Below are 12652 nucleotides of genomic sequence, written 5' to 3'. Positions count from 1 at the left end.
GCGGCCAAAATTAAGTTGACTAAATCTATTTTTTAGTTAAGAAAATCATACTATCAAGAAAACTAAATCACTAGTTTTTGCATGTTTAGCAGGTCTCGTTTTAACTCAAGAAAGATGTATCTAAAAAACCTTCAGATGATAAAATCTATTAAAATAATGGTGTCTTTCATTGATTTGAATGATGAGTCGCACCAAATATTTAGATTTTTCACCCCTGTGTTAATTGTCATATCTACAACTTTGTAACAATCGAACGGAGTTTTGAAGCAGGATTTTGAAAGTGTGATGACCTAACATAGTTAATCTTAGTAATGTTCACTCCCTTGCTGCTCAGTCTTCTTTAAAACCTTTTCGATATCAACCATAATATAAACCTAAAATGAAGAAAGTACTATTTGTAGTGTTTTGCATGATCATACCTGTATGTATATGTTATGCGCAAAACGCCGTAGTTAAGGGAACTGTTACCGATTCAAAGACAGGAGAAACCATTGTTGGTGTTGGCGTAGTCATCAAAGGTACCACTAAAGCTACTCAAACCGATGTTGATGGCAATTTTTCAATAAGCGTTCCAAAAGGGGAGGTGTATCTGGTATTCAAATACCTTGGTTACGTCAGCCAAGAGGTAAAAGTTTTGGCACAGCGCAATATCGACGTTAAGCTAATTCCTGACGTAACTAGTTTAGATGAAGTTGTAGCAATTGGCTATGCTTTGGTCAAAAGGAAAGACCTCACAGGATCTGTTTCCTCTATTAATGAACGACAGTTGAAAGATGTTCCGATAAACTCAGCAGCGCAGGCATTAACTGGTAGAATTGCGGGTTTGCAAGTGACCACTTCTGAGGGTTCTCCCGATGCAGATATTAAAATTAGAATACGAGGTGGAGGTTCCATCACGCAAGATAATTCGCCGCTTTATATTATTGACGGAATTCAGGTAGAAGAGGGCTTAACATCGTTGTCGCCGCAGGATATTGAATCCATTGATGTGTTAAAAGATGCCTCCGCTACGGCCATTTACGGCGCAAGAGGTGCAAACGGTGTAATTTTAGTGACTACCAAAGGTGGTAGAGAAGGTAACACAGTAGTAAGTTACAATTACTTTGCTGGTGTTAACCAGTTGAATAAAAAACTGGAAGTAATGAAACCTTACGATTTTTTAGTCTATAACTACGAAAGGAGCAGGGGCAATGTAAGTGATAGCACCGCTTTTGCAAACAGATACGGTGCTACGTTCGCCAGTCTTTCCGCTTTTCAGAATGATAATGGTATAGATTGGCAACAAGAATTGTTAGGTAGAGATGCTTTCATGCAGACGCATAACGCAAGCATCTCTGGCGGTGCGAAGGGGACTAAATTTAACACAAGCTATTCTAATAATAGGCAACAAGGTGTGTTGCTAAATTCTGATTTTGTAAGACATACCTTAAACTCAAAGTTTACACATTCTTTAAGCAGTAAGGCTACGGTGGGCGTAAATTTTCGTTACACTGATACACATACCGAAGGTGCTGGCGTTTCGGATCCTTCAAGTGCACAGTTTAACGGTTTAAGGAATATCATTAAATACCGACCAATTATTCCGGGAGCGCTTTCTGTGGACGAAGAAGATTCAGATTATTTTAGTGAAACTAACGTAGGTAATGGTTTAGGGATTGTAAATCCAATAGTACTTAATAATGCCAGATACAGAAATAAGAAAAATGTAATCTCTAACTATAACGGCTATCTCAACTACGAATTCAATAAGTTCTTTTCCTTCCGTTCAACCATCGGGATCAATATCAATAAGTTGCAAACTGATGCATTTAACGATGTAGTTTCGGTCAATACGCTTTCCCAAGCCACGATGGTAAACCAACAAGCTAATACCCTTAATCAATCCAACGTACTCAACTTTTCAAATGCAAGATCTAAATCAGCTTTTGCGAAAAAGAATGAAATAAGCGCTTTGATTGGGCAAGAAATATTCATCTCTCGTACCAAAGGTTTGGACACCCGATTCGTAGATTTTCCTACTGGAACTGATGCTACTAAAGCACTAAATCAACCAACGCTGGGCAAAGCATTGGCAACTTATCCACAGGTAATTGCTTATAACAATAAGTTGCTGTCATTTTTTTCAAGAGCCAATTACACCTATAACAACAAATATTTAGCTACGCTGACACTTCGTGCCGATGGTTCTTCAAAGTTTGGTCCGAGCAATAAATGGGGATTCTTCCCATCAGGATCTTTTGCATGGCGCCTGTCGGAAGAAAAATTCATGAAGCCGTTGTTGACTAAAATCTCTGACTTAAAACTACGTGTGAGCTACGGGCAATCTGGTAATAACAGAATCAATGATTACTTGTACCAGACTTCATTCAGCTATACATCACTATATCCACTCAATAATGATTTAACCAGCATTGGCTATGAGTCGTTGGATTTGCCAAACCCTAATTTGAAATGGGAAACTACGGTATCTAAAAACATAGGGCTTGATGTAGGCTTGCTTAAAAATAAGATTCAATTCTCTATTGATGCCTACCAAAATGATGTGAATAATGTATTGATCAAATCGCCAGTACCTAATACTTCCGGCTATACTACACAACTTCGCAATATTGGCGCTACGTCCAATAAAGGGATAGAGCTTCAGTTGAGTGCTTACTTGGTTCAAAACAAAAACTTTACCTGGTCCAGCAACTTCAATATTTCATTCAATAAAAATGAAATCAAGAAAATTTCTGACGAACAGCTGTCTTACTTTCAAAACTCCTTATGGGGAATATCAGGCCAGTCGGCAGATTATTTAGTGCAAGTTGGGAAGCCTATAGGCAGTATGTTTGGCTACGTTACTGATGGTTTTTACACTGTTAACGATTTTAACTACGATCCAACTACACGCATCTACACACTTAAAGCTGGTATTCCAAATCCTACAGCGGCAATTGGCGTAGTGCAGCCGGGCAGTATCAAGTTTAGGGACATTGATAATAATGGCGTAGTTGATCTTAACGATAGACAGGTGATTGGAAATGCTAATCCAGATTTCTATGGTGGATTGAACCAGATGTTCACTTACAAAAACTTCGATGCCAGTATATTTTTAAATTTTCAGTTTGGTAACGATGTGTTGAACGCCAATAAGATAGAGTTTACGAATGGCTATGCGCCATCTACTAACTTGTTAGCTACCATGAATGATCGTTGGAAAACTATTGATGCTAACGGGAAAGTGCTGCAAAGGGTGGTTACTGTTGGCGGTCAAACCGTAGTTGCGGGAGCACCACCTGCAGAGTTGGCTGCAGCAAATGCCAATGCTAATATATGGATGCCGCTAAGAGGTAATTTAGGTTACACCTTACATTCGTGGGCGGTGGAAGATGGCTCTTTTTTGCGAGTGAACAACGTTACTGTAGGTTATACATTTGGTTCATCCTTATTGAAAACACTGCATGTAAAAAAGTTAAGAGTTTATGCAACGGTTAACAACTTGGCTATTTTAACTAGCTACACGGGTTACGATCCGGAAGTGAATACCAGACGTGCCACGCCTTTAACGCCTGGAGTCGATTATTCAGCCTATCCAAGAAGTCGTACCTACTTATTCGGAATCAACCTAGGTCTATAAACCAAAAATCAAATATTAATAAGTGATGATGAAAATATTAACAATCAACTATAGCACGGCGAATAAGATGTTTTTGCTGCTTTTTGTTGCTTTGGTTTCGGTTTCCTGTAAAAAATTCCTAACCGAAGAACCTGTTACGGCGGTTTCAGAAAAGGCGGCATTCAGTAATCCGGTAAATGCCAAATACGCGGTCTTAGGTGTATATAGCCAATTGTCAGGAGATAATGGCTTTGGAAATAGGCTTAGCCAAATGTATCCCTACGATACCGACGAGATGATTTGCGGTGCCAATATCAATATTCCAGATAACAACTCAAGAGATTTGGCTAGGTATAGCATTACGGCCAATAATGCAGTGTTAGAAAAACCTTTCGTGCAGTTGTATACAGGCATTGAAAGAGCAAATATCTGTATTAAAAACATTCCGACAATGGAACAGTATGCCAACGGTTCGCCGTCTGAACAAGCTGAATTGAAACGCCTACACGGAGAGGCGCTTACGCTAAGGGCTTTGTTTTATATGGAGTTGATCAAACATTGGGGAGATGTACCTGCAAGCTTTGAGCCTTCCGCTGATCAAGCTACACTTAACCTGCCAAAAACGGATAGAGATGTCATTTACGACCGATTGTTAGAAGATTTAAAGAACGCTGCAGCAATGGTGCCTTGGCGACGTGATGCTGGCGTAGCCGATGATGAACGAATTACCAAGGGCGCAGTGAAAGCGCTAAGAGCTAGAATCGCTTTGTACAGAGGTGGCTATTCGCTCAGAAAATCCAAGCTAATGGAAAGAAGAGCCGACTACCGAAACTTCTATCAAATTGCGAGAGATGAATGCAGAGATATTATGGCGGTGAGAAATAAACATACGCTGAATCCGAGTTTTGAGGCAGTTTTTAAAGATGCTTTACTTGCTCATAAATTGGAACCCAATGGAGAAGTGCTGTTAGAGGTAGCCATGGCTGGAAATAATTCAGCAACGGATAGCAAACTGGGCGCTTGGTGCGGACCAAGAGTCAACGGCTTTGGTAATTTTAGAATTTTAGTTACTCCAAATTATTTCTACGCTTTTAATCCGCTAGATAAGAGAAGAAACGTAACCACTGCGCCTTATTCTGTAAATAATACTTTAATGAAAGTTGGTGCTTCTATGGTTAACATCGCTGATGGAAAATTTAGGAGAGATTGGATTACGCCAGCCATCCCTATTGATGTAGGTGCCACTTGGTATGGTGTAAACTGGCCAATTATAAGGTTTTCTGATGTGCTTTTAATGTTCGCCGAAGCTGAAAATGAACTGAATGATGGTCCGACGGCAGAAGCCATTGCGGCTGTTAATGAAGTGAGAAGAAGAAGCTTCGCTAAAGGCGTGAAAGAAATTAGGGTAACCAACGGAGGATCGGGATATACCACAGTGCCAACTGTTACCATTACAGGCGGAGGTGGTAGCGGTGCTATGGCAACAGCAACGGTTTCCTCGGGTAGAGTGACCAACATCTACGTAGCAATGCCGGGTGATGGTTACACCTCATCGCCAGTGGTAACTATAACGGGTAATGGTTCAAATGCAGTAGCAGTGGCTGATATATCCACCGATAGCGATGCCGACTTAACTGCCGCTCAAACACAAGGTAAACTGTCCTTTTTGGAAGCGATCCAAAATGAAAGGTTACTAGAATTTGGTGGTGAAGGCATCAGAAAGTACGACTTAATCAGATGGAATTTGCTGCATACCAAAATACTTGAAGCCAGAGAAGAAATGTTTAAGATGATGAGAAGGGAAGGTAAATACCAAAATTACCCGACCTACCTCTTTTTCCGCACCAACTCAACGGATTTAGTATTTGGTAACTCTCCTTATGCGCCTTCGCCAACATCAATTACTGGTTTTACCAGAGTGAATTGGCTGCAAGCGCTTAGCGATGTTTTCATCAATAAACTAGCTGCTGATTTTCAGCCCTACCGTAGTGAATTATATGCCTTGCCGCAATCTACCATAGAAAGTAATAGAGTTTTATCACAAGATTATGGATATTAAAATTAAACGAGAACGCCATTTGTGCTACGCTGCTGTGTTGTTTTTACTAATAACAATCATACAGGCTTGTACCTCTTCGGCGCAAAAGTTGGAAACTACAATTCAAGCCGGTAGCGGCTGGAAGCAATTAGATTCCTTGTTAAAAGATATCGTACAACCAGTATTTCCTGATCAGGATTTTAACGTAGTTGATTTCGGCGCAATTGGTAATGGTAAAGCGGATTGTAGCAAAGCGATTAAGGATGCTATTGAAGCTTGCCAAAAAGCCGGCGGTGGTAGAGTTATTTTTCCAGCCGGAAAGTATTATAGTGGACCTATTCATTTGAAAAGTAATGTTAATCTCCATTTGGTGAAAGACGCAACTATCTTATTCTCCACCAATCCAGATGATTATTTGCCGCTAGTTTATACGCGTTGGGAGGGAGTGGAGTTGATGAACTATTCGCCGCTGATCTATGCGTTTGAACAGGAAAACATCGCAATTACTGGAGAAGGAACTTTAGACGGCTGTGCTTCTGCTCAAAATTGGTGGCCTTGGAAAGGTTTGCCAGAGTATGGTTGGAAGCCAGGAACGCCAAACCAAAAAGATAGTGGTAACCGACCAGCTTTGTTTAAAATGGGTGAAGACGATGTTCCCGTTAAAGATAGAAAGTTTGGAAAGGGCCACTATTTGCGCCCTCAATTTATACAGCCTTATAAATGTAAAAACGTCTTGATTGATGGTGTCACCATTGTCAATTCACCAATGTGGATCATCCATCCAGTGTTATGCGAAAATATAACCGTTAACAACGTACGTATTGATAGCGATGGACCTAACACTGATGGTTGCGACCCTGAATCTTGTAAAAATGTACTCATCAAAGACTGTTACTTCAATACTGGAGATGATTGTATTGCACTAAAATCGGGCAGGAACCGCGACGGGCGTAGGATAAATGTGCCTTCGGAAAATGTCATCATCCAAAACTGCACTATGGCAAACGGACACGGAGGCATTGTGATTGGAAGCGAAATATCTGGCGGAGTTAGAAATGTATTTGCCGAAAACTGCAAAATGAGCAGTCCGCTATTGGATAGGGCTTTCCGATTAAAAAGCAGTTCAAAACGTGGAGGTATCACAGAAAATATATGGATTAGAAATATCGAAGTTGGTCAGGTAAAGGAACAAGCTATTATGGCGACCATGTTTTATGAAGATGAAGGCGCATTTATGCCGGCATTCAGAAATATTGAAATAAGCAATATGAGAGTTAAAAAGGGAGGCAACATCGGCATCGTGCTGGAAGCTTATCCTACTTCAAAAGCAAACCAAATCCGGCTAATTGATATACAAATCGACAGCGTGAAATACCCTTATCATCTATATAACACTCAAAATGTGAGCTTTCAAAACGTTAAAATCAACGGAAAAAATTACAACGACGCTCAAAACAGTAACCAAAAAGAAATAGCTATACCTATTGCCCGTTAACTATGTTTAAAAAATATCTCTATATTTTCTTTGCGATTTTGTTGAGCTGCAACTTAGTGTTGGCGCAGCGATCAAAAACAAAACTGCCTGTTAAGCAATGGTTATCCACAGCTGCTGAGCAATATCAATCTTTAATTGCGCAGTGTCCTGACAGTGCCAGTTACCCACGAAGTGTCGACGGAAACGGAAAAACCATTTTCGTAAAGAGTAAAGATTGGACAAGTGGCTTCTTTTCGGGAAACTTGTGGCATTTGTATCTGTTAACCGGTAATAAAAAATGGATAGCTCCTGCAAAAAAATGGACTGAATCTTTAGACAAAGAAAAGTATAACGGTGGCACACACGATTTAGGTTTCATGATGTATTGTTCGTACGGTACGGGTAATCTTGCCCAGCCATCGGAAGCCTACAAACAAGTTATTATTCAATCAGCAAAAACCTTGGTTACACGCTACAGCGATAAAGTAAACGCGATAAAATCTTGGGATTTCGGTAAAGATAAATGGCAGTATCCAGTAATTGTTGATAATTTGATGAATTTGGAGTTATTGCTCGAAGCCACCAAACTTACGGGTGATAGTTCTTTTTATCATGTGGCGATCAACCATGCGGATACCGATTTAAAATATCGCTTTCGCCCTGATAACAGTACTTATCACGTGCTCGATTTTGAAACAGAAACTGGAAAATTACGAAACAGAAGAACGTATCAAGGTTATGCAGATAGTTCATGCTGGTCGCGTGGACAAGCTTGGGCCATACACGCTTTTGCCAACATGTACGAAAAAACCAAGTTGCGCAGGTATTTAGAAGCTTCTGTAAAAGCTGCAGATTATTTCATCGCAAAAACTGCCGAAGGCGATGGCATACCAGCTTGGGATTTTAACGACCCTTCTGTAAAAGTACCTAAAGATGCTTCGGCTGCTGCGGTAGCTGCTTCTGGGTTAATTATGCTCAGCAAGTATGTGCCCAATAAAAAAACCGTGTATCTAAAAAAGGCGGAAGCAATGTTAAAAACCTTGGGCTCGCCAGCGTATTTGGCCGAAGCTGGGACAAATAATTTTTTTCTTTTGAAACACTCCACTGGTAACTGGCCAGCAAAAAGTGAGATTGATCAACCCTTAATTTATGCAGACTACTACTTTTTGGAAGCCCTGTATCGACATAAAAACTTATAACAGCAGCAACATGAATAGCAGATATATTTTTACTTTTTGGTGCTTACTGATTTTGATTAATTGTAGTGCTTCTTATGCGCAAAATGCCAATAGGAATGTGCTAAAAGATTTCACCGAAGCGAAATTAAAGGAAACTCTTTTAACAGCGGAGCAATGGAAACCTTTTCCTCAGTCGCCACAACAATGGAAAAGCAAATACCCAGAAGTAATGTTAAAAAACATCGTTAGTATTGGCGAGGAGGCTTTGAAAAAAGAATATCCAACCATCACCGCTACCATTACTTTAGATTATTTGCGAAATGGAAATAGCAAAGCCAGATACGAAAAACAACTGTTCGATAGGAGAGAGATGCTCTGGTCTTTATGTCTTGCGGAATCGGTTGAAGGTAAAGGCAGGTTTTTAGATAAGATCATTGATGGCATTTGGACCATTTCAGAAGAGAGCTTCTGGGGCAGCACATCTATACTTCATATGCAAAAAGCCGGAAAGGGTTTGCCTGATGTGGAAGATCCAGTCGTAGATCTTTACGTCTCTGAAACAGCTTCGCTACTAGCTTGGGTTGATTACTTTAATGGCCCCGCTTTGGATGGCGTTTCTAAGCTTATTCGTCAACGCATTCGCCATGAAGTAAATCGAAGAATGTTTAATCCAATGCTAACGGCAAAGTATTTCTATCTAGTGAAAGAAAATCCAAATAACTGGGCGCCGTGGATCATGTCTAACTACATTAATGCGCAGTTGTTGCTGGAGAGAGATGAAACTAAACGCACAAAAGCCATCAGTTTTGCAGTTAAATTGATCGATAAATACCTTAATGGTTTGGGTGATGATGGTGGTAGCGACGAAGGCCCGGGCTACTGGTTCAGAGGTCCTGTTTGCGTGTTCGATGCGTTGGCACTACTTTACGATGCTTCGAATCATAAATTGACCGCCTATAACCATCCCTATCTGCAAAAAATAGGTTCGTATATCTACCGAATGCATTTGGGTGGAGAAAACTACATTAACATTGGAGATGCTGTTCCAGCAAGGAAAATGGATGCTTTAGTGATTTTTAGGTACGGCGAAGCTACAGGTGATCAAACCATGATGAATTTCGGTAGCTGGAATTTCCATAAGTATTACGATCAAAAGGATTCACCATTTTTGAATGATTCAAGGAACTCAAAATCGAGAGCATTATACAACATGGCGGCGATTAGTGCTTGCGCTAACTACGCCTATCAACCGCCAAGTGTAACAGATAATTGGATTTCAGATATCCAAATCATGTCGTCAAGAGCGGAAAATGGTTTAATTGTAGCGGCCTATGGCGGTCACAATGGTAAAAGCCATAACCATAATGACGTCGGCAATTTTTTGTTATACCTTGATGATGAACCGATAATTATCGATTTAGGCGCCGGAGCTTATACCGCTAAAACTTTTTCAGATGATCGGTATTCGCTATGGTTTAATACATCGTCGTACCACAATTTGCCTACAATAAATAATCAAGGTGAAGCTTCTGGGAAAAAATATGCGGCTAAACAAGTGGAATATACTAAAAGTGCTAACAGCACCAGCATTAAAATGGATCTTTCAGGTGCTTATCCTCAAACAGCGGGAGTGCAGCAATGGCTACGCCAGCTCAATTTAGATAAGAAAAAAGGAGAGCTCACCATTACGGAAGATTACCAGATCAATCCGCCAGTAAAAAGTATAACCGAAAGTTTCATGACCGTATGTGATGTGGATTTAGCTACACCAGGGAAAATAGTGTATGCAACAGCATCAGGCAAAAAAGTACTAATGGATTACGATAAAAATGCTTGGGAAGCAAAAAAAGAAATGATGGATTTGAACAGTGTAGAAAGTTCAAAATTTAAAGAAAGTTGGGGCGGGAAACCCATTTGGCGTGTGCTTTTAACCAACAAACTTAATGCGCCAAAAGCTACTACCACCTTCAAATTCAATAAAATGTAAAACCAATGCGCTGCTTTTAAACTATGGCAGTACTTATAGAAACTAAAAAAACCAATCACTTAAACCCTCAAATATGAAAAGTATAATTTTTACGCTAGCTATTCTATTCACTACCTTTGCAGGTTTTTCGCAAAACTTTAGGGAAGATTTTGACTACGCCTTAGGTAATATCATAGGAAATAATAATACTCAAGCCGGTACAGCATGGTCTGAAAATAATAACTATCCATTGACTGGCGGTAACCAAATTCAAGTGGTTAATACAGGTTTAAATTTCCCTTTGTATAACGGAAAAGGCAATGCCATTTTAATTAAGCGCTACACAGATGAAGGTGCCGGAGCTCAAATTCCATTTAAAACCGGCGCACCATATATCATATCAAGTTCAGCCACCAGCGGTACCATTTATGTGTCGTTTTTAATGTCAATTAGTAAGCTGCCAGTTGGCAACGTACATTTTTTCTACTTGGGTAACAATAGCTCAGGTAGGGGAAGAATCCTGCTAAGAAAAGCTTCTGGTGTAAATGCTTTTAACTTTGGCTTGCTCAATAATGCTAGTGGTAATATCGCTTGGACTGACAATAGCATAACTTACGATCCGCTACAAACTTACATGGTCGTGCTGAAATATGTTAGGGTTGCTTCTGGCAACGATCAGTTGAGCTTGTTTGTGTTTAACAGCACCGATGGCGGCTCGCTCACAGAACCTGCTACACCTAGATTGTTTGATGATACTCATAACCAAAAGCCAACAATCAATGGCATTGGTTTTAGACAACAAAGTACTTCCACTACTGATGATATTGAGATTACTGTAGATGGAGTTAATGCCTCAACTACTTGGTCTGGCGCAGTTACGTTACCGGTTGAACTTACTTCGTTTACTGCTGAAAAGAAAGGCAACGGTATACGCTTAAATTGGGCAACTACTTCCGAAGCGAATAATTCTCATTTTGAGGTGTTGCGGGCAAGCGACAATCTAAATTTCACTAAAATAGGGCAGGTAAATGGAGCTGGAAACTCCACTTCGGTAAAAAAATATAGCTTCTTTGATGCCAATCCGCTACGAGGAGTTAATTATTACCAATTGAAGCAGGTAGATTATGATGGAAAATTTGAAAAATCAGACATCGTACATGAGACAATAGAACTAACAACGGAGAAGTTGGTCGTTGCATCCTTAGCCGACAAAAGTGTTCAGTTGTCGTTCCATTCTACATCGGCAGGTTCTGCTAAAATTCAGCTGCATAATAGTTCTGGACAAACCATCTTAAATAAACAAGTTCAAGTTACCAAGGGCAACAATGATATCACTATTAAGCCAAGCGAATTACAAAAAGGTTTGCTGGTAATTTCCTTAGCTACGCCTTCAGATAGTTATCGTTCAAAATTCATTAATTAAAGCATTAACGCCACGTGAATTTTGTCGATTTGAAACAAAATAAAATTGAATAAATGAGATTAATTGCAATAGTACTTTGCTTGCTTTTAGGTAAAGTGATTGAAGTAAAAGCACAAGATTCTATCCCGCCGAAAAAATTAATTTGCCCAGCTGGTTATACGGAAAAACTTGATGTGACGGCTTTTAAGGTAAATGATTGGGAAGGTAAAATGGACATCTATTTGCCACCAAAAGAACTTGGTTTGGCACCTTTGGTCATCAACATTCACGGCGGAGGTTGGAATAAGGGGACTAGACAAGCTGCGGTAGGTGGTTTATATGGTTTTTTGAAGAAGAATTATGCCATCGCCAATATTTCTTACCGGTTGACAGGTACGGCTACTGCACCAGCTGCCATAGAAGATGTACGTGCAGCGCTTTTTTACCTGCTTAGAAACCTAAAAGAGTTAAATATTGATCCTGATAAAGTAGTGTTGATGGGCGGTTCGGCGGGGGGACATTTAGCATTGATGTGCGGATTATTAGGCAATAATCACATTTTCGACGATGTTGCTGGAAATAACAGACCAAAGGTTAAAATTGCTGCTATTATTGATAAATACGGTATTTCCGACGTTTGGGATTGGGCAAATGGTCCCAATAAAACCAGCATTTCTGCTAGAAAATGGCTTGGAGATAAAGCAGATGATCGGGAGTTTGCAAATTCGGTATCACCCGTTAGCTACGTGAGCAAAGATAGCCCTCCGGTTTTCATAGTCCATGGCGATGCAGATCCCATTGTTCCCATTTCGCACTCGGAAACGCTATATCAAAAATTACTTGCAGCAGGGGTGAAAACAGAATTTCAAATTGTAAAGGGCGGTTTACATGGTAAATTTTCTCCTGAAGACGATAAGGAAATCGGTAGGCGTATTATGCAATTCCTAAATTCTTTAAAGATTCATCAATAAATTAAAATGTAAGGTTAAAATGAAT

The 12652-nt window shown here is 40.0% G+C and carries 7 protein-coding genes; all 7 read left to right on the top strand.

What is annotated here, in order from left to right; translation table 11 throughout:
- Positions 1 to 379 precede the first annotated feature (379 nt).
- Positions 380 to 3619: a SusC/RagA family TonB-linked outer membrane protein gene (locus ACY2A0_RS19250; protein WP_461790998.1), complete on the top strand. Its 3240-nt coding sequence runs from the start codon at positions 380 to 382 to the stop codon at positions 3617 to 3619.
- A 25-nt stretch (positions 3620 to 3644) separates the two neighbouring features.
- The gene (locus ACY2A0_RS19245; RefSeq protein ID WP_461790997.1) at positions 3645 to 5657 is read left to right on the top strand and encodes a RagB/SusD family nutrient uptake outer membrane protein; all 2013 of its coding nucleotides are present in this window, start codon (positions 3645 to 3647) and stop codon (positions 5655 to 5657) included.
- Complete coding sequence (locus ACY2A0_RS19240) at positions 5647 to 7131, top strand: glycoside hydrolase family 28 protein (RefSeq protein WP_461790996.1); 1485 nt, start codon at positions 5647 to 5649, stop codon at positions 7129 to 7131. Before ACY2A0_RS19245 ends, ACY2A0_RS19240 begins: the two co-directional genes overlap by 11 nt.
- A gap of 2 nt (positions 7132 to 7133) precedes the next feature.
- The gene (locus tag ACY2A0_RS19235) at positions 7134 to 8309 is read left to right on the top strand and encodes a glycoside hydrolase family 88 protein (RefSeq protein WP_461790995.1); all 1176 of its coding nucleotides are present in this window, start codon (positions 7134 to 7136) and stop codon (positions 8307 to 8309) included.
- Positions 8260 to 10275, top strand: a complete 2016-nt coding sequence (locus ACY2A0_RS19230; RefSeq protein ID WP_461791747.1) for a heparinase II/III domain-containing protein — start codon at positions 8260 to 8262, stop codon at positions 10273 to 10275. Before ACY2A0_RS19235 ends, ACY2A0_RS19230 begins: the two co-directional genes overlap by 50 nt.
- Positions 10276 to 10348: 73 nt before the next feature.
- Entirely contained in the window at positions 10349 to 11677 is a 1329-nt protein-coding gene (locus tag ACY2A0_RS19225; RefSeq protein ID WP_461790993.1) for a hypothetical protein, read from the top strand.
- Positions 11678 to 11730: 53 nt separating this feature from the next.
- A complete protein-coding gene (locus ACY2A0_RS19220; RefSeq protein ID WP_461790992.1) occupies positions 11731 to 12627 on the top strand; it encodes an alpha/beta fold hydrolase in 897 nt (298 codons plus the stop codon).
- Positions 12628 to 12652: the final 25 nt, after the last annotated feature.

Source organism: Pedobacter sp. (assembly GCF_965249885.1).
GTDB lineage: Bacteria > Bacteroidota > Bacteroidia > Sphingobacteriales > Sphingobacteriaceae > Pedobacter.
This window is presented reverse-complemented; position numbering and strand designations above follow the sequence as displayed.